Genomic DNA, 25,696 nt, shown 5'->3' with positions numbered 1-25,696 from the left:
GACGCAAATCAAGCAAGACAAGACCCTCAAGCTAGGCATTCAGGGCAAGCGGCGCACCGCCGGGTGGGATCTGGACTACCTGGAGACGGTCTTGGGGATGGTCAGAATTTAGATGCGATCGCCCTGGCGGAAGCCGTTGTAGAACAGGCCGGACTCTGCGTCCGCATACTGCCCCGGGAACCGGAGGTTCTGCGTGAAGCTGCCCAGCCCGGAGGGGTTGGTCTCGGGGGCGGTGGTGCCGAACGGCTCGGCGATCCACCGCCAGCGCAGCCGCCCGCTGGTGTCCAAGGCGACCCGTGGCGTGTCCAGGTGATCGCTGTGCAGGTAGTACACCAGCGGAGCCGCAGTCGCGGTGGCCCCCGGGGTGAACATCGCCACCGGGGTGTCGCCCATCCAGACGTACTCGCGCAGGGCCGCACCCGTCCCGTCGTACTCGCCCAGCAGGTGCCCGGCCGGGTCATGGACGAAGATCACGGTCCCTGAGGAGGAAGCCTTCCGCAGCCGCCGGCCCTGCCCGTCGTAGGTGTAGCTGGTGGAGAGGCCGGCCCGGGTGAGCGTGCTCATGCGCCCGGCGAGGTTGAAGGTGGCGGTGTAGCCCTTGCCCGAGTCGGCCAGCGTGTTGCCCATGGCGTCCGGGGTCAGCGTGGAGGCGGGGTTGCTCAGGCCCGCGAGCCGGTTGCTGGCGGGATCGACCGCGTAGCCCTGGGCCACCCCGTTGATCAGCACCCCCGTGCGGTTGCCGTTGGCGTCGTAGCTGAAGCTCCAGGTGGTGGCGTTGGCGGAGACCTGGGTGAGCCGGCCGAGCCCGTCGTGGTCGAAGCCCTGGCGCAGGCTCGGCATGGGTGTCCCGCTGGCCGTATCGTAGTGGTCGAACGCCTTGATGCGGTCTGCCGCGTCGTAGCTCAGGTCACGCACGACCGGGCCGAGCCGGTAGCGCACGAGCCGCCCTGCGCTGTCGAAGACCCGCTCGTGGGGCTGCAGCGCCCCGCCGGCCAGCACCCACTGCCAGCTCCGGGCCGCGCCGAACGGCTCCCACTGCACGTTCGTCAGCAGCACAACGGCCGCTACCCGCGGTGTGGCAGGAAACCCGATGGCGCTGAGCACGCCGCCGGTGTAGGTGAAGTCCACCCGGCGGTTCGATGGGTACATGATGCTGATCAGGTGTCCCGCCGCGTCGTAGCCGTAGCTCGCCGTCTTGGTCACCACCGCCGCATTGGCCCCGGCCTGCGCGTTCAGGCTCTGGGACTCCACCGTCAGGCGGCCCTGCGCGTCGTACTGGTAGGTGCTCGACCCGGCCGAGTGCGTGGCCGTCGTCAGCCTCCCCACCCCGTAGGCGAAGCCCGCGCCCGTCTGGTCATACATCCAGCCCATCGCCTCGCTGGGCTTGCCCGTCTGGCTGTACACCACCTGCGTCAGCCGGTTCAGCGCGTCGTAGACCGGCGTCGCGATCACCCCGCGGCTGTCCACCCGGCGCGTCACGTTGCCTGCGGCGTCGTAGCTCTGCGAGGCGGTGCCCGTGTCCGGACTCCCCACCTGCGTCACGTCGCCCAGCCCGTTGCGAGGGGTGGTGGTCACCAGCGTGCGGGGATCGATCACCCGGGTGAGCTGGTCCTGCCCGTTGTACTGCAGCGAGGTCACGCCGGACTTGGCGTCCGTGCTCAGCACCCGCCGCTGCAGCGCGTCGTAGGTGTACCCGGTCGCCAGGTCGAACCCCGCCACCCCCGGGGCCACCACCGTGCGCGTGACATTGCCCTCCGCGTCGTACTCGTGCTTCACCGCCGCCGCCGGGGACTTCGGCACCGCCGGCAAGCCTTGCGCCCCAGCCAGCCCCGCCGAAAGCAGCACACCACCCACCAACCCCGCACTGATCCATCTCTTCGTGCTCATCACGTCACTCCCCGCTCGTCGTCTGCTGCACCCGGCCCAGCGCGTCGATCACCCGCGCCAGCTTGCGCTTTATGCATTTTTTGATTTCTTTTAGATTATTTTATGACTCACCTGACTCCGAAGATGTACAAACAGACCGGATTAATTGACAGCCGTACTCTGTCCGCTTTACTTCTCGGACTTGCAGCTCGGTTAAAATAAATGGATCAACATCATTCTCAGAAATTCCATATAAATAAAATTTATCGCAATGATGATGCTCGTCTATGTTAAGCAGAATCCGGGAGCACATATCAATCAGTAGCTCACCCGGCTGCACAAAAAAAATTGTCAGTTGAAGTTGATGCAGTTGTCTTGCGTCCGCAATTGCCCGCGAATTATCCGGACTTTCAATAGCCCACACTGGCATGACCGCAGCTAATTCCATGAATTTATCTTGTGCATGAATATCAAAAATTGCCGCTACAGATTGATGCTCAACAAAAGTCATGGGTTTCTCCACGGAGTTCTGCCGCGAGGCCAAGACGATATTGGCCATCCATGATCCCGCTTGCCTCCATCCCAATTGTGTCCATGAGGACTACCTTGGCCATGATCATGATCCCAGTCAATATCATATTCGGGCTTGCTATCTTTCCCGTACTTGCGCTCCTGCCCACTACCAGGATTAACGTGGCAAGAATCTGGCTCCCCACTATTAGGTGTTTTTCCTGGCTTATTGAATATCTTGTCCAAGCCAATTAAGGAACCACCGATACCTATGCCAACTCCAATATCTGCGAGTGTGACGCCTCCCCCCACAAATGGGAGGATAAGACACATTGGGCATAGTCCTGCTGGATCTGCATATCGCAGCGGATTTCCCGAGACGTAGGAGTAGGTATTGATGCCCCCTTGAAGCCCGATGGGATCGGACTGCGTGTATCGCCCGGTGGCGGGATCGTAGTCGCGGAAGCCGTTGTAGAACAAGCCCGATTCTGCGTCGGCATACTGCCCCGGGAACCGGAGGTTCTGGGTGAAGGCGCCCAGCCCGGCGGGGTTGGTCTCCGGGGCCGTGTTGCCAAACGGCTCGGCCATCCACCGCCAACGCAGTTTCCCACTCGTGTCCACGGCCACCCGGGGCGTGTCCAGGTGGTCGCTGTGCAGGTAGTACACCAGCGGCGGCGCCGTGGCCGTGGCCCCGGGGGTGAACATTGCCACCGGGGTGTCGCCCATCCAGACGTACTCGCGCAGGGCCGCACCCGTCCCGTCGTACTCGCCCAGCAGGTGCCCGGCCGGGTCATGGACGAAGATCACGGTCCCTGAGGAGGAAGCCTTCCGCAGCCGCCGGCCCTGCCCGTCGTAGGTGTAGCTGGTGGAGAGGCCGGCCCGGGTGAGCGTGCTCATGCGCCCGGCGAGGTTGAAGGTGGCGGTGTAGCCCTTGCCCGAGTCGGCCAGCGTGTTGCCCATGGCGTCCGGGGTCAGCGTGGAGGCGGGGTTGCTCAGGCCCGCGAGCCGGTTGCTGGCGGGATCGACCGCGTAGCCCTGGGCCACCCCGTTGATCAGCACCCCCGTGCGGTTGCCGTTGGCGTCGTAGCTGAAGCTCCAGGTGGTGGCGTTGGCGGAGACCTGGGTGAGCCGGCCGAGCCCGTCGTGGTCGAAGCCCTGGCGCAGGCTCGGCATGGGTGTCCCGCTGGCCGTATCGTAGTGGTCGAACGCCTTGATGCGGTCTGCCGCGTCGTAGCTCAGGTCACGCACGACCGGGCCGAGCCGGTAGCGCACGAGCCGCCCTGCGCTGTCGAAGACCCGCTCGTGGGGCTGCAGCGCCCCGCCGGCCAGCACCCACTGCCAGCTCCGGGCCGCGCCGAACGGCTCCCACTGCACGTTCGTCAGCAGCACAACGGCCGCTACCCGCGGTGTGGCAGGAAACCCGATGGCGCTGAGCACGCCGCCGGTGTAGGTGAAGTCCACCCGGCGGTTCGATGGGTACATGATGCTGATCAGGTGTCCCGCCGCGTCGTAGCCGTAGCTCGCCGTCTTGGTCACCACCGCCGCATTGGCCCCGGCCTGCGCGTTCAGGCTCTGGGACTCCACCGTCAGGCGGCCCTGCGCGTCGTACTGGTAGGTGCTCGACCCGGCCGAGTGCGTGGCCGTCGTCAGCCTCCCCACCCCGTAGGCGAAGCCCGCGCCCGTCTGGTCATACATCCAGCCCATCGCCTCGCTGGGCTTGCCCGTCTGGCTGTACACCACCTGCGTCAGCCGGTTCAGCGCGTCGTAGACCGGCGTCGCGATCACCCCGCGGCTGTCCACCCGGCGCGTCACGTTGCCTGCGGCGTCGTAGCTCTGCGAGGCGGTGCCCGTGTCCGGACTCCCCACCTGCGTCACGTCGCCCAGCCCGTTGCGAGGGGTGGTGGTCACCAGCGTGCGGGGATCGATCACCCGGGTGAGCTGGTCCTGCCCGTTGTACTGCAGCGAGGTCACGCCGGACTTGGCGTCCGTGCTCAGCACCCGCCGCTGCAGCGCGTCGTAGGTGTACCCGGTCGCCAGGTCGAACCCCGCCACCCCCGGGGCCACCACCGTGCGCGTGACATTGCCCTCCGCGTCGTACTCGTGCTTCACCGCCGCCGCCGGGGACTTCGGCACCGCCGGCAAGCCTTGCGCCCCAGCCAGCCCCGCCGAAAGCAGCACACCACCCACCAACCCCGCACTGATCCATCTCTTCGTGCTCATCACGTCACTCCCCGCTCGTCGTCTGCTGCACCCGGCCCAGCGCGTCGATCACCCGCGCCAGCTTGCGCTTGAGCATGCCCCCGGGGTCCGTGACCTTCTCCTCCTTGCGATTGCCCGCGTTGTCCAGCACGTAGTCGATCCGGTTGCCCAGGTTGTCGTACACCGCCGTCAGCCGATGCGCGTCGTCGTAGTCATACCCGACCGTGCTGCCATCGGGCTGCGTCACCTTCTTGAGCTGCCCGGCCAGGTCGTAGTCGTACTGGGTGAGCTGCCCCCCGACGGCCACGGATTTAAGCCGCTGCCGCAGGTCGTAGGTGTACGCCGTCACCACCCCGTTCGCATCAGTCATGCTCAGCACCTGTCCGTGCTTGTTGTACTGGGTGTAGTTGACCACCTTGCCCGCCGCATTGGTGACGCTCTTGAGGTCGCCCAGGGTGTGGTCGGCGACGGTGTCGCTGTAGTAGGTGTACGTGGTGATGTCGGCCACATCGGTGCGGGGACCGTCGTGCGTGAGGATCTGACCGAACGCGTTGTAGGTCCACTTCTGCTCCCGCACGATGGCACGCGCTGGCAGCCCCGCCGCAAAGCCAAGACTGCATGACGCATCCGTCGTCTCCTGCTCGACCTGCCGGCACAGCAGGTGGGCTTGGCAATCGTTGGGGGCGGTGGGGCTGGGTTTGCTGGCGGCACTGGTCATGCTGGGGTTGAAGTTGCAGGCACTTCGGGCACTGAAAGCCGAGGTGGTCACCCTGCAAACCCAGGCACGGGCATGGGAAGCGGCGCCGGCACCCGCACCGCAAGCCTCCGCGCCGTGGGTGCTTCCGCCCTATGACGCTGAGGCCCGTCGTGCGCTGCTGGAAGGCGAGTTTGCGACCGCCGAGGCGCTGACCCAGATGGAGCGGATCATGGTGCCCGGAGCGACGCCCTCGTTCGTGGAACTCGATACCCGCACGGGCAAGGTGCAAGTGCAGGTGGATTTCAAGGAGAAAGAGGCACTGTTTGCGTATCTGGAGGCACTGAATCGGCAGGAAGTGCCGGGGTCGGATGCGCCTGCACGCTGGCAGTTGTTGCAGGCTCGGCCGGCGGCGGGGGCGCAGTCTCTGGGGGTGGCGGTGATCGTTTCGCATTGGACAAACTGAGACCCCCACGCCCCCCGTTGCTACACTCGCGCCGCCATGCAACTCCGCGCCGACCAACTCCCCGCCGCCCTAGCCAAGGGTCTGCGCCCGCTCTACGTGGTCCACGGTGACGAGCCGCTGCTGGCGCAGGAGGCGGCTGACGCGATCCGCGCCGCCGCCCGCGCCGCAGGCTACAGCGAGCGCAGCGTCCACACTGTCGCCGGTGCCCACTTCGACTGGTCCGGCCTGCTGGGCGAGGCCAGCGCCCTGAGCCTGTTCGCCGACCGCCGCGTGATCGAGATCCGCATCCCCTCGGGCAAGCCGGGCAAGGATGGCTCGGAGGCGCTGCAACGCTATGTGCAGACGCTGTCCGGCGACAACCTGACCCTCATCCTGCTGCCCAGGCTCGACCGCACGCAGCAGACCAGCGCGTGGTTCACGGCGCTCGACGGCGCCGGCCTGAGCCTGCGCATCGACCCCGTGGAACGCCGCGCCCTGCCGCAGTGGATCGCGCAGCGTCTGGCGGCGCAGGGGCTGCGCATCGAGGACGGCGAGGCGGGGCAGCACGCGCTGGCTTTCTTCGCCGACCGCATCGAGGGCAACCTGCTCGCCGCGCACCAGGAGATCAGCAAGCTCGCACTGCTGCACGCGCCGGCCGACCCGCGTGGCGCACCGACCGTGCTGACGCAGGTACAGATCGAGTCCGCTGTGCTGAACGTGGCGCGCTACGACGTGTTCAAGCTGGGCGAGGCGGTGCTGTCGGGGCAGGTGGCGCGGGCGCTGCGCATGCTCGACGGGCTGGAGGCCGAGGGCGAGGCGGCGGTGCTGGTCCACTGGACCCTGGCCGACGACCTGCGCGGGCTGCAGCGCGTCCACGCGGCCACGCTGCAAGGCAAGCCGCTGCCGCTGGCGCTGCGGGACGCGCGGGTCTGGGGCGTGAAGGAAAAGCTGTTCGAGCGCGTGGTGCCGCAGCTCGATGCCGCAACGCTCACCACGCTGATCGCTGCCGCGCACACGGTGGACGGCATCGTCAAGGGCGTGCCCGATCCGCTGTGGCCGGCCGAGCCGTGGGCGGCGCTGCGGCGGCTGGTGCTGCTGACGGTGCAGGCCGTGCAGCGCAAGGGGCCGCGGCTGGCGCTGACCGGCTGAGAACCACCGTCCATCCACGGGCCCCGCACAGCTAGGGCGCGTTTGGGGCAGTTTTCCGCTCTTCGGCGACCTGACGCCCACGCCATCCTTCCGCCACGTTCCCGCCGCCACAGACCGGCGGGTGGATCGGTCTGGAGAGCGAGGATGAACATGTTCCGAGCCGTGCGCCGCCTCGGTGGCCGGGTGCCGTGGAGGCTCAGCCTGAGCGGGCTGGAGCGGCGCATGGTGTGGCCCTTCGTGCTGGTGCTGGCGCTGGTCCAGGGGATCGGCCTGGTGCTGGTCCACGGCACGGTGGACCAGAACGCCGCGCACGCGATCGACCGCGAGCTGCAGGCCGGTCAGCGCGTGTTCACCCGGCTGCTGGAGCAGCGCGCCGAGCGTCTGACCGAAGCAGCGGCGCTGCTCGCGGCCGACACGGGATTGCGCACCGCCTTGAACAGCCGCGACCTGGCCACGCTGGGCAGTGCGCTGGAGAGCCACGGTCGGCGCATCGGCGCCACGCTGGTCGTCTACACCGATGCGGCCTGGCGTCCGGTGGCATCGGCCGGACTGCCAGTGGACCGGGTGGCGGCACTGCTGCCGATGGCGCGCCTGGCGACGGTGGTCGGCACCGGCCATGTCCCGGCGGCACCCAGTCCGCGCCTGACGCTGATCGACGGCCTCCCCTACCAGCTCGTGGCCGTGCCGGTGAAGGCACCGCGCACGGTGGGCTGGGTGCTGGTGGGCACCGAGCTGGACCGCTCGGTGCTGCAGCAGCTCACCGCCCTCACCGCGCTGCGCGGGGCCGTGGTGTTCAACGCATCGCCTGCACGCCCATTGCTGTCCACCTTCACGCAGGTGGGTGCGGGTGCGCTGCACGAGTCGGACGAGGGCTGGCGCAGTGGCGAGTTCGTGCTCGATACGGGGGTGTCCGATGGCAGCGTGGCACCGCCGCTGCGGCTGGTGCTGGCGCGGTCGGTGGAGGAGGTTGTCGCGCCGTTCGAGCGGCTGCAGTCTGCACTGCGGTGGCTCGCGGCGGTCGGCCTCCTGGTGTTCGGGGTGGGCGCGGTGGTGCTGGCGCGGTGCCTGGGCCAACCGATCCGCGGGCTGCAACGCGCGGCGGAGCGGCTGGGCCGCACCGATGACGACACGCCGGTGCGCATCCCCGATGGACGGGTGGTGGGCGCGGAACTGGTGCAACTGGCGCGGACGTTCGAATCGGCCCGCCAAGCCGTGCAGCAACGCGCCCATGCCGTCGGACGGCTGGCTTACTGGGATGCGCTGACGGAGCTGCCCAACCGCGCCCAGTTCGTCGATGTGCTGCGTACACGGCTGCAGCCCGATGCGGCCGGCGTGGTGGCGCCCCTGACAGTGATGATGCTCGACCTGGACCGCTTCAAGCATGTCAACGACGCGCTCGGCCACCCGCTCGGCGACCGGCTGCTGTGCGAGGTGGCGCAGCGGCTGGTCGTTTGCTGCAGCGGCGCGGGCATGGTGCTGGCCCGACTGGGTGGCGACGAGTTTGGCCTGGTGCTGCATGGCCAGGGCGTCGAACAGGCCCGCGAGGTGGCACGCAGGCTGCTGGGACTGCTCGATGCGCCCCTGCGGCTGGATGACCACACCATCGACCTCAGTGCGAGCGTGGGCATCGCGTTCGCACCCGACCATGCCGATGCACCGGAGACACTGCTGGGGCTGGTCGAGGTGGCGATGTACGCGGCCAAGCGCCGCCAGTTGGGTGTACTGGTCTACGACACGTCGATGGACACGCGCAGCAGCACCTCGCTGTCGCTGCTGAGCGAGCTGCGCCAGGCGATCGAACGGGATGAGCTGCGGTTGTATGTCCAGCCCAAGGTCGATCTGAAGACCGGCCGTGTGCTGGGCGGTGAGGCCCTGGTGCGCTGGCAGCATCCACAGCGCGGGCTGGTGCCGCCGATGGAGTTCATCCCGTTTGCCGAGCAGACCGGCTTCATCCGCCAGATCACCGCCTGGATGCTCGATGCGGGCGTGCAGGTGCTGCAGCAGTGGCAGGAGGCGGGCCAGGTGATGAAACTCAGCATCAACCTCTCGACCCGCGACCTGCTCGATCCCGAGCTGACGACCCGTGTGCGCGCGCTGCTCGACGGGCACCGTGTCTCGGCGGCGCGCCTGTGCCTGGAGATCACCGAGAGCGCGATCATGGACGACCCGGCACGGGCGTTGCAGACGCTGCAGAAGCTGCACGCGCTGGGTGTCCACCTGTCGATCGACGACTTCGGGACCGGCTACTCGTCGCTGGCCTACCTGAAGCGGCTGCCAGTGGACGAGCTGAAGATCGACCGCAGCTTCGTCACCAACATGGCCCGCGACCTGGACGACGCACGCATCGTGCAGTCCACCATCGGGCTGGCGCACAACCTGGGGTTGACGGTGGTGGCGGAAGGGGTGGAGACCGACAAGGCGTGGGCGCTGCTGGCGCGGCTGGGTTGCGACGAGGGCCAGGGCTACGGCATCGGCCGCCCGATGCCGGCCGACGAGTTCCTCGGCTGGCTGCGCCACTGGCGGGCACCGGGCCACGAGGCACTGCACGTCGATACCGATTTCGCGCAGATGCTCTGAGGGGCGCTGAACCGGCCGGGGCCGGACCTACCCCGTGCCCGGCATCGCCTGCAGCGCCGACACCAGCACCGCCAGCGCATGGTCGCGGGTCTGGCTGCGCACGGCGGCGCGGTCGCCCTCGAAGTGCCGGCATTCGGCCCAGACCCAGCCCGGCAGTGCCCAGGCGAACCAGACGGTGCCGACCGGTTTGACCGCACTGCCCCCACCCGGCCCGGCGATCCCGGTGACGGCCACAGCGGCTTCGACCCCCGCCTCGCGCTGCGCCCCCGCGGCCATCGCCCGAGCGACTGATTCGCTCACCGCGCCGTCGCTGGTGATCAGCGCCGAGTCCACGCCGAGCATCTCGGACTTGGCTTCGTTGCTGTAGGTGACGAAACCGCGGTCGAACCAGTCGCTCGATCCGGCCAGATCGGTGCAGGCGGCGGCGATCATGCCGCCAGTGCAGCTCTCGGCGGTGGCCAGGTGCCAGCCGAGGGGACGCAGCAGATCGGCGAGTGCATGGACAGTGGACATCAGGTGACTCCCTGGACAAAACGCAGCAGTGCCACACCGACGGCGAGGGTGAACAGCGTCAACCCTGCCGCCACGAGGTCATCGAACAAGATCCCGAATCCCCCGCGCCAGCCGCCGCCCTTGAAATGCTGGTCCGCCCAGCGCACCGGCCCCGGCTTGGCGGCGTCGAAGTAGCGGAATAGCGCGAAGGCGATCACCTGCAGCGTCAGGCTCGCCGGCGTCAGCACCCACAGGATGAGCCAGAACGCCAGCACCTCGTCCCAGACGATGAAGCCCGGATCGGCGATGCCGGCGTGGTCGGCCGCCACCGTGCAGGCCCACCACCCGACGAAGAAACCGCCCAGCAGCACCCAGGCCCAGCCTGCGCTGTCCAGCCAGACGTTCAGCACCGCGAACGCCACCCAGGCCCACAGCGTGCCGGCCGTGCCCGGCGCGATCGGACTCAGGCCGCTGCCGCCCCCGAGGGCGATGAAATGGGCGGGGTGGCGCAGCAGGAAGCGCCAGCCGATGCGGGTCGTGGTCAGGCCCATGTGAAATCCTCTTGGTCTTGGAGGAGCGAAAGCTGGTGCGAGGGTTGGCCGGCTGGCGCTGTTTTGCGGGGCAGGCCGACCAGGGCGGCCAGGTCATCGGCAGGCACGTTGGCCAGCTCCTTCGGCTCCAGCTTGTGCAGCCCGCCACCGTACACCCGCCCCTCGCCTGTCAGCGTCTCGGGCCGGATGGCATTGAGCGCGCCCCACACACGGCGCATGACCGATGGGTCCAAGGCCATCTGTCGGGCCAGCACGGGGTGCGGGTACAGCATCAGGAACACGTTGGTCGCGGTCGCTTGCGAGTGATTGAGCAGGAAGCGGAACGGCCGACCCGTGTCGCTGCGGCCGAGGTAGGTGCAGACGATGGGGGCCGGGGGGCGCTGCTCCTGCGCATACCAATGTTTCCGGTGCTGGCAGAGGTAGGCTTTTGCCACGGTGTCGGCCCCGGTTTGCAGGTACGTCCACAAGCGCGGGTAATCACGTCGGATGTCCTCTTCGGGCAGGGGGCAGTCCAGCAGATACAGCCGCTTCGACAGCAGTGGCATGCCCGAGGCATCCGCGAGGATTTCATCGCCGGGGATGTGCTTGGTGCCGGGCAATACAGGGCGCAGGAAGCGGGCAGGCAGGCCGAGCGCCCTGGCGTGCGCTTCGGGCAGGATGAAGAAGTGATTGCCGCCCGTGGCAATGCCGCGCCGAATGGCAAAGAGGTCCGCCAGCCGCCAGCCGCTGTGCTCGGCTGCCGGGTCACGCGACGGAAAGCGCGTCCACTTGGGCGCTGCCTGCAGGTCCGTGGCGGCGATCGACTTCACCAGCACCGGTGCTGTCAGCGAACCCCCATACGAAAACCGGACATGGTGGCCCGTCGGCGGTGTTTCCTTGCGGAACCAGACCACGGCCGAAGACACCAGCGCGTCCTCGAATTGAACGTTGTCGGGGTCGAAGCGATGGATGTGCAGCAGCGTGACTTCGCGCAGCAGATAGTCCTTCAACGCGCTCCCGTAATTGACATCCATGAACTCGCTCGGAATGAGCCAGCCGGCGATGGCGCCGTCGTCCATCCAGGGATGTGCGAGTGCCATGAAATGGCAATACAGACCCGCCAGCCCGCTCAGATCGATGCGAGCGATTTCCTTGGCGCGTGCTCGCAAGCGGTTTTTTTCCGTAGTTTCCAGGTGATGGTGGCGAACATAGGGGGGATTGCAGATCAGGAGGTTCGCTCGCTGGTGGCGGTCGGCAGGGGGTGTCAGACGAGTGAAGTCGGCGATCTGGTAGTCGAGTGCCGTGCCGGACCACAGCGCCTTGGCGGGCACGCCGTAGTGCGGGTCGATTTCAACGCCAGTGGCCGAGGCCATCACCCGTGCCGACCCCATGGACTGCAGCGCCGCAAAGAAGGCGCCCGTGCCGATGGCGGGATCCAGGAAGCGCACGGCCGTGTGCTCTGGCAACAGCGACAGGCCGTGCGCCAGGATGTCGCGGGCCAGTGGGGTCGGCGTGGCGAACTGACCGAGCTTGTTGCGGTCGGCCTGGGTTTTCTGCGCATCAAGCCGGACCTGAATCTCCAGGCGCTCTGCTTTGTCGAGGTTGACGGGCATGGGCGTGTTCAGGGTGTTCAGGCAGCAAAGTGGTCAAAGGAAGCCCACGGCGTCGCCAGCCGCTGACCGTCGCGGCCGACCACCACCGTGCCACCGCTGGCGGTGAGGCGGCCGATGCGGCGCACGCCGGTGCCGCTGCGCTGGCCGGCCTCGCGCACGCGGTCGTGGTCGGCGGGCGCGGCGGTGAACAGCAGTTCGTAGTCATCGCCACCCGCGAGCAGGCATTCGTGCTGCACGGCCTCGGTCTGCGTGGACATCAGCGGGCTGCGCGGCAGGGTGTCGGCGTCGATCACCACGCCCAGCGGCTGGCCGTGTGGCTGGCACTGGGCACCCGAGCGGCGCAGCACATGCTGCAAGTCACCGAGCAGCCCGTCCGACACGTCGATCGCGCTCGTCGCCACGCCGCGCAGCGCCAGCCCGAGGGCCACGCGCGGCTCGGGGCATTCCATCGCCAGCCGCAGGCGGTCGAACGCCTCGCCCGGCACGCGCAACCCCACCGTGCCGCGGAACACCTCCAGTGCCAACCTTGCGTCGCCGAGCCAGCCCGGTTCGTCCTCGCCCAGCGGGTGGCTGACCCAGAGTTCGTCGCCTGCCCGCGCTCCGCTGCGCAGCAAGGCGGCACCGGGCGGCACCTCGCCGAAGATGGTGAGGCACAGGTTCAGCGGCCCGGCGGTGGTGTCGCCGCCGACGAGGTCGAGGTCGTGCCGATCCGCCAGCGCGTGCAGACCCCGCGCCAGTCCGGCCAGGAAGGTGTCATCGGCCCGCGGCAAGGCCAGCGCCAGCGTGTAGGCCAGCGGCTTCGCGCCACACGCGGCCAGATCCGACAGGTTCACCGCCAGCGCCTTGTGGCCGAGCCGCTCGGGCGCGACGGTGGACAGGAAGTGCCGGCCCTCCACCAGCATGTCGCTCGACACCGCGAGCTGCATCCCGGGGGCGGGGGCGATCAGCGCGCAGTCGTCGCCGACGCCGAGCGGGTTGCGCCGGGCGGGGCGCGTGAAGTGGCGGGCGATGAGGTCGAATTCTCCGAGGGACATGGGGGCGGCGGGGCGTTGTGTCATTCCAGTCCGGCGCCGCGCAGCACATTGGCCAGCTCGACCGCCGATTTCACGTCCATCTTGTCGAACACCCGTGCGCGGTGGACCTCCACGGTGCGCACGCTGATGTCGAGCGTGTCGGCGATCTGCTTGTTGGCGCGCCCGGCGATCACCAGGCGCATCACCTCCAGCTCGCGCTCGGTCAGCTCGGCCAGGTGCCGGCGCAGGCCGTCGCGCTCCTGCAACCGGGCGATGGCGTCGGCGCTGCGGCCCAGGGCTTCGACCACGCGGTCCACCAGCGCATTGTCCGAGAACGGTTTCTCCACAAAATCGAAGGCGCCGCGCTTGACCGCCATCACCGCCGTGGCCACGTCGGCGTGCCCGGTCAGGAAAATCACCGGCAGCAGGTCGAGCCAGCCGCGCTCGATGAGCCGCTCGAACAGCGCCATGCCGTTCATGCCGGGCATCCGCATGTCCAGCAGCACGCAGGCGGGCGAGTCCGGGCGCACATCGTGCTGTTCGATGGCGGCCCAGAAGTCGTCGGCCGACGCATAGGCGCGCGGCAGCAGCCGGCGCGAGCGCAGCAGCCACGACAGCGCGTCGCGCAGGACTTCCTCGTCATCGATGACAAAGACGGTGCCGTGCTGGGCCTGGACGCGTGCGGTCATGGGGCGGAACTCATGGGGCGGAACTCATGGTGCGGAACTCGTGGAGGGCTGGGACGAAGACGGGAGCGTAAACCGGAATGCCGTGCCGCGGCCAGCGGGTCCGGGGCTGAAGTCGAGCGCGCCGCCGTGCTGCTCGATCATGGGGCGGAACTCATGGTGCGGAACTCGTGGAGGGCTGGGACGAAGACGGGAGCGTAAACCGGAATGCCGTGCCGCGGCCAGCGGGTCCGGGGCTGAAGTCGAGCGCGCCGCCGTGCTGCTCGATCACGGTGCGGCACATCGCCAGCCCGATGCCCATGCCTTCGGGCTTGGTGCTGAAAAACGGCGTGAAGAGCTGGCGCGCCACCGCCTCGGGGATGCCGGGGCCGTGGTCGATCAGCCGGAACGTGACCCAGCGTTCGCTGGTCTGGACCACCTCCAGCCGCAGCGTGCGCTGGTTCAGCGGCAGGGCCTCGTCCGCTTCCATGGCCTGGATGCCGTTGCGGGCGAGGTTCAGCAGCACCTGCTCCACCATCGTCCGGTCGCAGGACACCCGCGGCGGCGGCTCGGGGATGTCGAGTTCGATCCGGGTGTGGCTGCGCCGCGCGGTCAGGCGCACCAGCGGCAGCACGGCCTCGATCAGCTCCCCGGCACGCACGTTCTCGCGCAGCCGCTCGCGCCGGCGCACGAACTGGTGGACGCTGCGGATCACGCGACCGGCGCGTTCGGCCTGTTCGGCGATGCGGGCGACGGCCTGGCGGATCATCAACTGGGTGCCAAGGTCGGCGGGTGGGTCGTCCGGGGTCTCGGGCATGAGGTTGAGGCTGCCGGTGGCGTAGCTGGCGATGGCGGCCAGCGGCTGGTTGAGTTCATGGCTGAGCAGCGTGGCCATCTCGCCCATCGTCGCCAGCCGGGCCGCGGCCTGGAGCTTGTCCTGCTGCTGGCGCGAGAGTTCTTCCATGCGGCGCTGGGCGCTGATGTCGAGCACGGTGCTCATCCAGCCGCCGGGCCGGCCGCGGGCATCGACCAGCGGTGCCTCGAAAATCAGCACCGGGAAGCGTTCGCCGTTGCGGCGCATGAACACGGTTTCGTGGCCCTCGCGGGGCGGGGCGTTGCCGGCGTTGCGTTCGTGCTGGCGCTCGGTGTAGAGCGCGGCCATCTCGGGCGGCCAGTAGGGGGGGGTCTCGGCCTGCAGCAGCGTGTCGGCGTCGTGGCCGACCATTTTGCAGAAGGCGGGGTTGACGTAGGTGATGCGGCCATCCGTGGTGCGGGCACGCAGGCCGGTGACGAGCGAATCTTCCATCGCCTTGCGGAAGGTCAGCGCCTCGGCCAGCGCCTGTTCGGCCACCGAGCGCCGCCGCACGTCATGCACCAGCAGCAGGATCACGACGCCCAGCGCCACCGACAGCAGCACCACCAGCGCCGCGCTCAGGTTCGGGATCAGCCGCGGCACGCCCTGCAAGCTGTCCAGCCGCAGCACCGCGGTGAAGCCCGACACGTCGATCAACCGGTCGGCGATGTACACGCCAGCGCCGCGCCGCGCACCCAGCCGGGCCAGCCGCGTGCCGTCGGCCTCGACCAGCAACACCTCGTGGCGGCGCACCACCTCCGCCGGAATCGCCACCTGCAGCAGGTCCGACAGCGCCAGCGTCACCACCACGGCGTCGGTGGCGCCCGCCGTCTGGACCAGCGGGAGGCACAGATCGACCACCTCCAGCCCCAGACCGTTCGGGTTGGGCAGGAAGTAGGTGCGCGAGTAGGCTGGCGAGGCAAAACGGCGGGCGGTGGCGCAGGCGATTTCGGCATCGACCGACATGCCCTCGCGCGGGATGGTCTGGAACTGCGCCGGGTAGGCGGCCGAGGCGACCACTTCGTCCACGGAAAACCCCAGGCCGCGCCGCTCGATGCGCAGCAGTTCGGGCCGCTCGCGCAGGAGTTGCTCCGCCTGCGGGCGCCAGGCGGTTGGCCGGCCCTGCTCCCAGAGCAGCCGCTGCAGGGCCTGTGCGTCGTCGAGCAGGCGCTGGCGCACGTCGGCCGCGATCGCCAGGGCCGCGGTTTCGGTGTCTTCCTGGCGCTTGCTCTGTTCCTGCTGCCAGGTGAGCCAGAGCAGGGCCGCCTGGACCGTGACCACCAGGGCAACCAGCGCGGCCCACAGCGGCGCGCCCTGCCAGCGCCGCGAGACGTTGGCCAGCAGCGCGGACAGGGCGGTGGGCGACGAGGGGGGCGGCGGCGGGACGGCAGACATGGCGGCAGTATCGAGCGCCGGGCCCACCGGGCGCTACGCAGTTTCGCGCATGACAGGGGCCGGGTTCACGCCGACCATGTCCACCCATGCCGGACACGCATGGCTCCATGCCGCGATAGGGTAGCCACCCGTGCGCACAGGGACTGTCCCCTTCCTACAATCGCCAGCCCTTCCGCCTTCCTTTCGCCATTCTGACGATCCGACCCGTCCACGCCCACGCCCACGCCCATGACCACCTCTGAACAGAAGCAAGCCGAACTGCGCCGCGCCGCACTCGAATACCACGAGTTCCCGACGCCCGGCAAGATCGCCATCGCGCCGACCAAGCAGCTCGTCAACCAGCGTGACTTGGCGCTGGCGTACTCGCCGGGGGTGGCCGCGGCCTGTGAGGAGATCGTCGATGACCCGGCGAACGCCTTCCGCTACACCTCGCGCGGCAACCTCGTCGCGGTGGTCACCAATGGCACCGCGGTGCTGGGCCTGGGCAACATCGGCCCGCTGGCATCCAAGCCGGTGATGGAGGGCAAGGCGGTGCTGTTCAAGAAGTTCGCCGGCATCGACGTGTTCGACCTGGAGATCGCCGAGAACGACGTGGACAAGCTGGTGGACATCATCGCGTCGCTGGAGCCGACCTTCGGCGGCATCAACCTCGAAGACATCAAGGCGCCGGACTGCTTCTACGTCGAGCGCAAGCTGCGCGAGCGCATGAAGATCCCCGTGTTCCACGACGACCAGCACGGCACGGCCATCGTTGTCGGCGCAGCGTTGCTCAATGGACTGAAGGTCATCGGCAAGGACATGAAGCGGGTCAAGCTGGTCTCGTCGGGCGCGGGGGCGGCGGCGCTGGCCTGCCTGAACCTGCTGGTCAAGATGGGCCTGCCGCGGGAGAACATCTGGGTGACGGACCTGGTCGGCGTCGTCTACCAGGGCCGCACCGAGCTGATGGACCCGGACAAGGCCGAGTTCGCCCAAGTCACCGAGCAGCGCACACTGCGCGAGGCCATCGCCGGCGCGGACATCTTCCTCGGGCTGTCGGCGGGCGGCGTGCTCAAGGCCGACATGGTGGCGACGATGGCGGCGAATCCGCTGATCTTCGCGCTGGCCAACCCGACGCCGGAGATCATGCCGGAGGAGGTCAAGGCGGTGCGCGACGATGCGATCATGGCCACCGGCCGCACCGACTACCCGAACCAGGTCAACAACGTCCTGTGTTTTCCCTACATCTTCCGCGGCGCGCTGGACTGTGGCGCGACCACGATCACCGACGAGATGGAGATCGCCGCGGTGCGCGCCATCGCCGAGCTGGCGCAGGCGGAGCAGAACGACGTGGTCGCAGCGGCTTACGGGGGTGCGACGCTGTCGTTCGGGCCGGAGTACCTGATCCCGAAGCCTTTCGATCCGCGCCTGATGATGCAGATCGCGCCGGCGGTGGCCCGTGCGGCAGCCGAGTGCGGCGTGGCAGCCCGCCCGATCGCCGACATGGACGCCTATGTCGAGAAGCTGCGCGCGTTCGTCTACGCGGCCGGCACGGTGATGAAGCCGATCTACGCCGTGGCCAAGCGCGCCAAGGCGCGGCGTGTCGCCTATGCCGAGGGCGAAGACCGCCGTGTGCTGCGGGCCGTGCAGGTCGTGGTGGATGAAGGTCTGGCCTATCCCGTGCTGGTCGGGCGTGGCAACGTCATCCGCACCCGCATCGTCAAGCTGGGGCTGCGTCTGGAAGAAGGCCGCGACTACGCGATCGTCAACATCGACGACGACGCCCGCTACCGCCACTACTGGGAGCTGTACCACGCGATGACGGACCGCCAGGGCGTGACCGAGCAGCTCGCCAAGATCGAGATGCGCCGGCGCCTGACGCTGATCGCGTCGATGCTGCTGCACACCGGCGAGGTGGACGGCATGATCTGCGGCACCTGGAGTTCGACCTCGTACCACCTGAAGTACATCGACCAGGTCATCGGCCGGCGCAAGGGCGTCAACACCTACGCCTGCATGAACGGGCTGGTGCTGCCGGGCCGCCAGATCTTCCTGGTCGATACCCACGTCAACTACGACCCGACTGCCGAGCAGCTCTGCGAGATCACGATCCTGGCGGCCGAGGAGATGCGCCGCTTTGGCCTGAAGCCCAAGGCGGCACTGCTCTCGCACTCGAACTTCGGGTCAAGCAACGAGCCGTCGGCGGTGAAGATGCGCAACACGCTGGCGCTGCTGCGCGAACAGGCGCCGTGGCTGGAGGTGGACGGCGAGATGCATGGCGACACCGCGCTGGACCCCCACTACCGCGCCGAAATGATGCCGCGCAGCACGCTCACGGGCGAGGCCAACCTGCTGGTGCTGCCCAACATCGACGCGGCCAACATCAGCTACAACCTGCTGAAGACGACCGCCGGGGGTGGCATCGCCATCGGGCCCGTGCTGCTGGGCGCGGCCAAGCCGGTGCATGTGCTGACCCCGTCGGCGACGGTGCGGCGCATCGTCAACATGACGGCGCTGACCGTGGCCGACGCCAACGCGGTGCGCTGAAAATGCCCCCAGTGCCGGCCCGAGTCGGCACTGCAGGGCCTCCACCGGGAGTTCGTACCCGCTTACTTGCGCGGATGGCCCTGATGTTCTGCTGAAAATTGAGGCAAACGCTTGAGCTTGGCGCCCTGATTCGGTACCATCGCCCCCTTCAGAATTCAGGAAAACCCGTGTTAAATCTGGTCAAAAGGATGGCACTGGCGGTACTGGTCGCCGTTTTTCTGGGCGCTGGGCTGGGGATGCCGCAGTCCGTGTTCGCACGGGGCGACCTCGACACGGTGGCCCGACTCTCCGAACTTCCACCAGAAGCCGCCGACACCCATAGGCGAATCCTGACCGGAGGCCCGTTCCGGTACCCGGACAAGGACGGCACGGTGTTCGGCAACCGGGAGCGGCTGCTGCCGCGGGAGCGCCGAGGATACTACAGAGAATATACCGTCCCGACGGCAGGATCGCGGGACCGGGGAGCGCGGCGCATCATCTGCGGCGGGCGCGAGCCGACGACCCCGGACGTTTGTTTTTACACGCAAGACCACTACGCGAGCTTTCGCCGCATCGCACCGTGACTTCGACGAGGATCGAGAGCCCTAAGGGACCATCCACCATGCTTATGCAGACCGTGCGTCCGAACATCGTGCAGGCCATCCGCGCCTTCCGAGTGGACGACCTCATGTCGGCGGCCCAAGACCTGGGCCACCACTTTCTCTACGCCAATCTGGCCGAAGCGTCTTCCAAACCGGAAGTGCTGGAGTCGATTGCCAAGGCGTTCCTGTTCCCGGGCCACTTCGGCAAGAACCTCGACGCGCTCCACGACTGCATGACCGATCTGGTCAACAAGTCGGGTGCGCAGGCGGGTTTCGTCGTGGTGCTGGAGCAGTTGCCGGACAACGCCAAGTTCGACCGCGAGGCGCGCGAGCAACTGCTGGACGTGTTCCGCGATGCCGCCGACTACTGGGGAGAACGGAAGATCCCCTTCCGATGTTTCTATTCTTTTCAGTAGCCCGCTCCCAGGACCAAGGGCAATGGGAGCGGGCTGATGGAGCCCCGGCGGAACCTGTGAAGCCGCCACCGAAACCGAGCAAGAACGCTGCACCGGCCTTCGCGCCGCACATGCCACTGATGAGCAGTGCCTTCGACACCTCGGCCCTCGCGGCCGCGGCATGAAGACAGACGCCGACAGCCGCACGCCACAGCGTCCCTGACAACCACGACAAGCCCGCCCTGTGCGGGCTTGTTTCATGGTGCCGTCTTCTTCGCGGCGTCACGCAGGCCGACGGCCGTCACCAGCGCCACGTAGTCTGCCACCGGCACCTCCTCGGCCCGCCGCTGCAGATCGAACACCGGCACATCCTCGCCGCAACGCTCGTTCAGCCAGTGGCCGAGCGTGTTGCGCAGCATCTTGCGGCGCTGCGAGAACGCCACCGCCACCAGCTCGCTCAGCAGCGCCACGTCCACCGCCGGCGGGTGCTGCAGCGGCGTCATCCGCACGACGGCCGAATCCACGCGCGGCGGCGGATCGAAGCACTCTGGCGGCACATCGATCAGCGACTCGATGTCATAGCGCCACTGCAGCATCACCGACAGCCGGCCGAAGTCCTTCTTGCCCGGCGAAGCGGCCATGCGCTCGACGACCTCCTTCTGCAGCATGAAGTGCTGGTCCTCCACCACATCGACGAAGTCGAGCAGGTGGAACAGGATCGGGCTGGAGATGTTGTACGGCAGGTTGCCGACCACGCGCAGCTTGTGCGCTTCGCCGTAGGTGGCGCGGGCGAGGCGGGCGACTTCGCGGAAATCGACCTTCAGCACGTCGGACTCGATCACCGTCAGCTCGGGCCGCTTGCGCAGCCGGGCGGCCAGATCGCGGTCGAGTTCGACCACCGTCAGGTGTTCGCAGCATTCGACGATCGGATCGGTCATCGCGCCCATGCCGGGGCCGATCTCGACCACCGCCTCGCCGGGTCGTGGATCGATGGCCCGCACGATGGCCGAGAGCACGGCGCCGTCGGTGAGGAAATGCTGGCCGAAACGCTTGCGGGGAATGTGTTTCAAAGGGGGAGGACTCGTGGAAACGCAAACGCGCGTGAAAACGGGGAGATCACTGGCCGGGCGGATCGCGCAGCTCGACATAGGCGCGGGCGCGCAGCTCGCGGGCCCATTCCGTGTAGGCATCTTCGGCCTTCTGCTCGCGCAGGGCGGTGCGGGCCATGTCGCGCTGCTCGCGTGGCTCCAGACGCTGGTCGCGGCGCTCCAGCAACTGGATCAGGTGGACACCGAAGCGCGACACCAGCGGATCGGCCACCGATCCCGGCCGCAGCGCCAGCATCGCCTGCTCGAACTCCGGGACGAACTGGCCGGGAGACGCCCAGCCGAGGTCGCCACCATTGGCCGCGCTGCCGTCTTCCGAGTGCTGGCGGGCGAGGTCTTCGAACTTGGCAGTGCCGGCCTCGATCTGGCGCTTGTAGCCGGCCAGACGGCGGATGGCCGCGTCCTGCGTCAGCTTCGGGCCGGGGCGCAGCAGGATGTGGCGTCCATGCTGCTGCGACACCGTCAGCGCGGCTTCACGGCGCTCGACCAGCTTGAGCACATGGAAGCCTGCACCCGAGCGCAGCACCTGCGGCGCCACCTCGCCCACCCGCAGCGGACCGACCGCCTCGATGAACAGGTCGGGCAGCTTGTCGGCACGGCGCAGGCCGAGTTCACCGCCACGGTCCTTGCCCGCGTCGGACGCCTCGCGCACCAGCGTGGCGAAATCCTCGCCCCCACGCAGCCGCTGCAGCAAGGCCACCCCTTGCTGGCGGCGCTGGGTGACCACCGCAGGCGTGGCGTTCTCCGGCACCGACAGCAGGATCTGGGCAATGTTGTATTCGGTGGCCGCGCCGTTCTTCTGGCGCTGCTCGGCCAGCCAGGCTTCGATGTCGGCGTCGTTGATGCGGATGCGGCCCTGCACTTCGCGCTCGCGGATGCGCTCCAGCAGGATCTGGTCGCGCAGGCTGTTGCGGAAGCGGGCGAACTCCATGCCCTCGGTGCGCAGGCGCTCGCGCAGTTGCACCACGGTGATCTTGTTCTGCGCGGCGACGTTGGTGACGGCCCGGTCGATCTCGGCCTCGTCCACGCGCACGCCGCTGTCACGGGCGGCGCCGAGCTGGGCGCGTTCGTCGATCAACTGGTCGAGCAACTCGCGCATCAGCGTGTCACGGTCGGGCAGCCGGGTGTTGTTGCTGGCGGCTTCCTGCTCGGCGCGTTGCAGGCGCTGCTGCACTTCGCTGTTGGTGACGAGTTCCTGGTTGACCACGGCAACGATGTAATCGCCGCTGCGCCGGGCCGCCTGCGCCGAGGCGCCGAGCGGGCCGCACAGCAGGCTGGCCGCCAGCAGCGACCACAGCAGCGTGGCCAGCGACGGACGGCGGCGCGGCGCGGGGGTGGAAGCGGCGCGCGGTGCAAGCGCGCCAAGGGGCAGGGTCAGCAGCTCGGTCATGGGGTGTCTGTGTCGCCGCCGGAGGCGGTTGGGTGGACGGCCGCGGCCCGTGGGTCGCGCAGCAACTGATAGCCAGGGATATTGTCCTTCAAGACCGCCAGCGGGTTGGTGCCCAGCCGGGACAGTCCCACCAGCTCCAGTTGCAGCATCAACTGGGTCGAGGCCGCTTGCAGGCTGGTGGACTGGCGCCGGGCCACCACACGGCCGATCCAGCAGCCTGCATCGTATTCGAAGCCGACGATGGCGCCGCTGATGCGCCGGTCCCTGAGGCTGTAGTCGAGTGCGCCGACGCCGTAGAGCCGGCCGTCGCAGGACGAGGCACTGCGCTGTGCCGCCACCGGGCCTGCGGTGGGCGTGTCACGGTCGAAGAGGCGTTGGACCGGCGCCAGCAGGCCGTCGATCGGCCACTGCCAACCCAGCGCAAGCTGCTCGCTGACGCCGCGCTTGAGGCGGTGGCTGGCGTAGAGCGTGCGCAGCGGGCCGGGGGAGTAGCGCACGCTGGTGATGGTGCGGACCACCCGGTCGGCGTCGGTGTTGAACTGCAGCGAGCTGTCCAGCGTCCAGCGTGGAATGGCCGTCAGCGAGCCTTGCACCAGCACGTCCGAGAAGCGGCTCGTGGCCGCTTCGCCGTCGGCGGTGAGGCGCTGGTCGCCGAGCCGGTAGCGTTGGGCGACACCGAGCCGCGCCAGCTCGGCGCCGCTGCGCTGATCCAGATAGCGGGTGGTCAGGCCGCCCGTGATCTGGTGGGCATCGGAGACGCGGTCCACGCCCGAGAACACGTTGTCCGAGAACACCGTGGTCGCGTTGAAATCCAATGCTGCGCTGTCGAAGTTGGGCAATGCCGACTGGTCGCGCCACGGCGTGTAGGCGTAGAGCAGCCGCGGCTCCAGCGTCTGGGTCAGGGCACGGTCGAAGCCGCGGGTCTCGCGGTCGAGCGACCAGGCGCTGTCCAGGCTGAAGCTCGGGATGATCCGCCCGGCGCGCGTGCGGCCGTCGGTCAGCGGGTGGTCCACCGCGTAGCCGGCGGCGTTGAAGCTGGCGCGCGGCGTGAGGCGCCAGCCTTCGTCGCCCAGCGGCCAGGCCACCTGGCCGAGCGCGTGCAGGCGGCTGCCGGTCAGGCGGCTGGCGTCGGTATGGGTGAAGTGGTTGAACTCGGTCTGCAGCGACCACTGCAATGGCCCTCCCCGGTTGTTCCACAGGGCGCCGAGCTGCGGGGTGCGCTGGTAGGGGGCATCGATCTGGTTGCCCGTGCCCGTGTCCTGCAGCACCTGCCACTGTTGCAGCCGCGCATAGAGTTGCTGCTCCACCTCGCCCAGCCCCTGCACGGCAAGCAGGCGGCGCTGCCGGGTCTGGGCGGTGCTCGACAGCAGCCGCGGCGTGAGCGACTCGGCGCCGCGCAAGCCGTCCTTCCAGTAGTTGTCGTCCGACACGCGCAGCGCGTGCCAGTCGTAGCGCACGCCGCTGGGCAGATCGCCTTGCTGCGTCCACCGTGTGGCCCAGCGGCTGCGGTCGGCGGCCAGATCGCGGGGCAGCCAGACCCCGTTGACCTCGCCGCGCCAGCGTTCGCGCAGGTAGCGGAGTTCGCCCTCCACGCCCGCGCCGCGCTTGGTCAGCAGCGTGGGGGTGACAGTGGCGTCCAGGTCCGGCGCGATGTTCCAGTAGTACGGGACCGACAGCCCGAAGCCGGTGTTGCTCGACGTGGTGATCAGCGGCGGCAGCCAGCCCGACTTGCGCGCATCCGTCACCGGGAAGCTCAGCACCGGCGCCGCCAGGATCGGCACGCCGTAGAAGCGCAGCACCGCCCCTTCGGCCACACCCTCGTTGGCGTCGAAATCCAGCCGCACGCGCCGGGTCGTCAACACCCACGGCGTCGTCTCGCCATCGACCAGCTCGCAACTGCTGTAGGCCGCGCCGCGCACCACCATGCGGTTCTTGCCGATGAAGTCCACCCGCTCGGCCCGGCCGCCCGCCTGGTTGCGGCCCAGAAAGAAGCGCGGCTCCAGAAAATACCCTTCCTGGTGCTCGGTATTCAGCGTCAGTTCGCTACCCTGGTAGCGGTCCTCGCCGCGCACCAGCAGCACCTGCCCGGACGCCTTGACGCGGTCGTCGCGCTGGCGGTATTCGAGGTGTTCGGCCTGCAGGGTCAGCAGCCCGCGGCGCAACTGGGCGCGGCCGTCAGCGATCAGCGACTCGCCGGTCTGGCCGCTGAGGTGGTCGGCTTCCAGGTGGATGCGGTCGTCGTCGGGTCCGCCGGCTTCCCCCTCGACCACCGGCAGCCGCAGACCCTGCGTGGCCCACTCGGGCGCCTTGGCCGGGCAGGACTGGGCGGCGGCAGCGGTCGGCGCCAGTGCCAGTGCGGCCGTCCACAACAGCAGGGGCACCAGCCTCGGCGTCAGCGGGCAGGCTCGGCGCGACCGGGAGCGGTGGATGTCGGCAGGGACAGGGCGGTTCGGCACGGAAGGCGGTGGGGTGCCCGCGGGGGGCAGCTCGCTAGAATCGATCGATTATTTCATGCTCCGAGATGGCCCCCGTGACCCCTGCTGACGCCCCGACCTCCATCCACTGGCCCGACGACCAGCGCCGCGCCGCCTTCGACCTCTGGCTGGCCGCGCAGGCCGATGCCCACGGACTGCGCCCCGACAGCCTGCGCCCGGCCAGCGCCGACGCGAGCTTCCGGCGCTACTTCCGCATCGACAGCACCCGCGGCGGGTCCGCGCGCATCGTCATGGACGCGCCGCCTGACCGCGAGGACAGCCAGCCGTTCGTCCAGATCGCCGGCCTGCTGCGCCAGGGTGGATTGAACGCGCCCGAGGTGCTGGCGTGGGACGAGGCACAGGGCTTCCTGCTGTTGTCTGATCTGGGCGAGCGCACCCTGCTGGCCGAACTGCAGGCGCAGGATTTCCGCACCACCGCCGGCCTGAAGATTGCCGACGCGCACTACCAGGGCGCGCTCGACGCGCTGATCCGCTTGCAGACGATCCCGGCACAGGGACAGGTACCCGCCTACGACGCCGCGCTGCTGCGCCGCGAACTCGACCTCTTCCCCGCGTGGTACATCGCCCGCCACCGCCAGTTCACCCTCGACAGCACGCAGCAGCAGATGCTCGAAGAGGCGCTGCAGACCATCGTCCGCGTGTGCGAAGCGCAGCCCAGCGTGCTGGTCCACCGCGATTTTCACAGCCGCAACCTGATGGTCGGCGCCGATCCGGCCACGCCCGGCGTGCTCGATTTCCAGGACGCGGTGTGGGGTCCGGTGACGTATGACGTGGTCTCGCTGCTGCGGGACGCCTACATCGAGTGGGACGAATCCATCCAGATCGACTGGGCCGTGCGCTACTGGGAGCGGGCGCGCAAGGCGGGTCTGCCGGTCGCCGACGACTTCGGCACCTTCTGGCGCGACTACGAGTGGATGGGGCTGCAGCGCCACCTGAAGGTGCTGGGCATCTTCTCGCGGCTCCACCACCGCGACGGCAAGGACGGCTACCTCAAGGACATCCCGCTGGTCTGGCGCAACGCCTACCGCGTGGCATCGCGCTACTCGGTGCTGCGCCCGCTGTCGCGGCTGCTGGAGGCGCTGGAGAACGTCGAGGTCCAGACGGGCTACACGTTCTGAACCACGGTCCGTTGACATCCTCCCCGCCCTAAAGGACGGGGATTCCTCCTGCGAGACGCGCATGTCCGCGCGCGGCGATGTTCCTGG

The 25,696-nt window shown here is 68.6% G+C and carries 19 protein-coding genes and 1 pseudogene; 7 read left to right on the top strand and 13 right to left on the bottom strand.

The features are described 5' to 3' along the window. Positions 1 to 108: 108 nt before the first annotated feature. The 4 genes from QZW52_RS10925 to QZW52_RS10910 form a co-directional block, all read right to left on the bottom strand. Positions 109 to 1,887, bottom strand: coding sequence for an RHS repeat domain-containing protein (locus QZW52_RS10925; RefSeq protein WP_293998488.1), 1,779 nt, complete (start codon positions 1,885 to 1,887; stop codon positions 109 to 111). 100 nt (positions 1,888 to 1,987) lie between these two features. Then, positions 1,988 to 2,377, bottom strand: coding sequence for a hypothetical protein (locus tag QZW52_RS10920; RefSeq protein ID WP_293998485.1), 390 nt, complete (start codon positions 2,375 to 2,377; stop codon positions 1,988 to 1,990). After that, positions 2,374 to 4,596, bottom strand: coding sequence for an RHS repeat-associated core domain-containing protein (locus tag QZW52_RS10915; RefSeq protein WP_293998482.1), 2,223 nt, complete (start codon positions 4,594 to 4,596; stop codon positions 2,374 to 2,376). Before QZW52_RS10915 ends, QZW52_RS10920 begins: the two co-directional genes overlap by 4 nt. 4 nt (positions 4,597 to 4,600) lie before the next feature. Beyond that, positions 4,601 to 5,293: a hypothetical protein gene (locus QZW52_RS10910; protein ID WP_293998480.1), complete on the bottom strand. Its 693-nt coding sequence runs from the start codon at positions 5,291 to 5,293 to the stop codon at positions 4,601 to 4,603. Between QZW52_RS10910 and QZW52_RS10905 the strand changes: the two genes are divergently transcribed. From QZW52_RS10905 to QZW52_RS10895, 3 genes are all read left to right on the top strand, one after another. Next, complete coding sequence (locus tag QZW52_RS10905) at positions 5,292 to 5,735, top strand: hypothetical protein (protein ID WP_293998478.1); 444 nt, start codon at positions 5,292 to 5,294, stop codon at positions 5,733 to 5,735. The two genes, QZW52_RS10910 and QZW52_RS10905, sit on opposite strands and share 2 nt — an antisense overlap. 36 nt (positions 5,736 to 5,771) lie before the next feature. Then, positions 5,772 to 6,863 carry a DNA polymerase III subunit delta gene (gene holA, locus QZW52_RS10900; protein WP_293998477.1) on the top strand — a complete coding sequence of 364 codons (1,092 nt, stop codon included), beginning with the start codon at positions 5,772 to 5,774 and terminating at the stop codon, positions 6,861 to 6,863. Positions 6,864 to 7,007: 144 nt separating this feature from the next. Beyond that, a complete protein-coding gene (locus tag QZW52_RS10895; RefSeq protein WP_293998476.1) occupies positions 7,008 to 9,440 on the top strand; it encodes a putative bifunctional diguanylate cyclase/phosphodiesterase in 2,433 nt (810 codons plus the stop codon). Positions 9,441 to 9,467: 27 nt separating this feature from the next. Here QZW52_RS10895 and QZW52_RS10890 read toward each other — a convergent pair whose 3' ends face one another. The 6 genes from QZW52_RS10890 to QZW52_RS10865 all read right to left on the bottom strand — a co-directional run bounded on the left by QZW52_RS10890 (position 9,468) and on the right by QZW52_RS10865 (position 16,001). Continuing rightward, positions 9,468 to 9,953 carry a CinA family protein gene (locus QZW52_RS10890; protein ID WP_293998474.1) on the bottom strand — a complete coding sequence of 162 codons (486 nt, stop codon included), beginning with the start codon at positions 9,951 to 9,953 and terminating at the stop codon, positions 9,468 to 9,470. Further along, positions 9,953 to 10,483, bottom strand: coding sequence for a phosphatidylglycerophosphatase A family protein (locus tag QZW52_RS10885; protein ID WP_293998472.1), 531 nt, complete (start codon positions 10,481 to 10,483; stop codon positions 9,953 to 9,955). Before QZW52_RS10885 ends, QZW52_RS10890 begins: the two co-directional genes overlap by 1 nt. After that, positions 10,474 to 12,075, bottom strand: a complete 1,602-nt coding sequence (locus QZW52_RS10880; protein ID WP_293998471.1) for an Eco57I restriction-modification methylase domain-containing protein — start codon at positions 12,073 to 12,075, stop codon at positions 10,474 to 10,476. The genes QZW52_RS10885 and QZW52_RS10880 overlap by 10 nt, the downstream gene beginning before the upstream one ends. A 17-nt stretch (positions 12,076 to 12,092) precedes the next feature. Next, positions 12,093 to 13,109 carry a thiamine-phosphate kinase gene (gene thiL / locus QZW52_RS10875; protein ID WP_293998469.1) on the bottom strand — a complete coding sequence of 339 codons (1,017 nt, stop codon included), beginning with the start codon at positions 13,107 to 13,109 and terminating at the stop codon, positions 12,093 to 12,095. A gap of 20 nt (positions 13,110 to 13,129) precedes the next feature. After that, the gene (locus QZW52_RS10870) at positions 13,130 to 13,777 is read right to left on the bottom strand and encodes a response regulator transcription factor (RefSeq protein WP_293998466.1); all 648 of its coding nucleotides are present in this window, start codon (positions 13,775 to 13,777) and stop codon (positions 13,130 to 13,132) included. A gap of 151 nt (positions 13,778 to 13,928) precedes the next feature. Next, a complete protein-coding gene (locus QZW52_RS10865) occupies positions 13,929 to 16,001 on the bottom strand; it encodes a sensor histidine kinase (protein ID WP_293998464.1) in 2,073 nt (690 codons plus the stop codon). Positions 16,002 to 16,226: 225 nt separating this feature from the next. Here QZW52_RS10865 and QZW52_RS10860 point away from each other — a divergent pair. From QZW52_RS10860 to QZW52_RS10850, 3 genes and pseudogenes are all read left to right on the top strand, one after another. Continuing rightward, positions 16,227 to 18,524: pseudogene (locus QZW52_RS10860) on the top strand (NADP-dependent malic enzyme); the annotation flags it as partial. 236 nt (positions 18,525 to 18,760) lie between these two features. Then, positions 18,761 to 19,087: a guanyl-specific ribonuclease gene (locus tag QZW52_RS10855; protein ID WP_293998491.1), complete on the top strand. Its 327-nt coding sequence runs from the start codon at positions 18,761 to 18,763 to the stop codon at positions 19,085 to 19,087. Continuing rightward, positions 19,084 to 19,521 (top strand): barstar family protein, encoded by a 438-nt coding sequence (locus tag QZW52_RS10850; RefSeq protein ID WP_293998461.1) that lies wholly within the window; start codon positions 19,084 to 19,086, stop codon positions 19,519 to 19,521. Before QZW52_RS10855 ends, QZW52_RS10850 begins: the two co-directional genes overlap by 4 nt. A 236-nt stretch (positions 19,522 to 19,757) precedes the next feature. On the opposite strand, the gene rsmA is transcribed toward QZW52_RS10850, so the two are convergent. The 3 genes from rsmA to QZW52_RS10835 are packed head-to-tail and all read right to left on the bottom strand — an operon-like array spanning position 19,758 to position 24,377. Continuing rightward, complete coding sequence (gene rsmA / locus QZW52_RS10845; RefSeq protein ID WP_293998459.1) at positions 19,758 to 20,570, bottom strand: 16S rRNA (adenine(1518)-N(6)/adenine(1519)-N(6))-dimethyltransferase RsmA; 813 nt, start codon at positions 20,568 to 20,570, stop codon at positions 19,758 to 19,760. A gap of 46 nt (positions 20,571 to 20,616) precedes the next feature. Then, positions 20,617 to 21,996 (bottom strand): peptidylprolyl isomerase, encoded by a 1,380-nt coding sequence (locus tag QZW52_RS10840; protein WP_293998456.1) that lies wholly within the window; start codon positions 21,994 to 21,996, stop codon positions 20,617 to 20,619. Next, a complete protein-coding gene (locus QZW52_RS10835) occupies positions 21,993 to 24,377 on the bottom strand; it encodes an LPS-assembly protein LptD (protein ID WP_293998453.1) in 2,385 nt (794 codons plus the stop codon). Before QZW52_RS10835 ends, QZW52_RS10840 begins: the two co-directional genes overlap by 4 nt. A gap of 140 nt (positions 24,378 to 24,517) precedes the next feature. Between QZW52_RS10835 and QZW52_RS10830 the strand changes: the two genes are divergently transcribed. Then, entirely contained in the window at positions 24,518 to 25,609 is a 1,092-nt protein-coding gene (locus QZW52_RS10830) for an aminoglycoside phosphotransferase family protein (protein WP_293998450.1), read from the top strand. Positions 25,610 to 25,696: the final 87 nt, after the last annotated feature.

Source organism: Sphaerotilus sp. (genome assembly GCF_013299175.1).
Lineage (GTDB): Bacteria > Pseudomonadota > Gammaproteobacteria > Burkholderiales > Burkholderiaceae_C > Sphaerotilus.
This window is presented reverse-complemented; position numbering and strand designations above follow the sequence as displayed.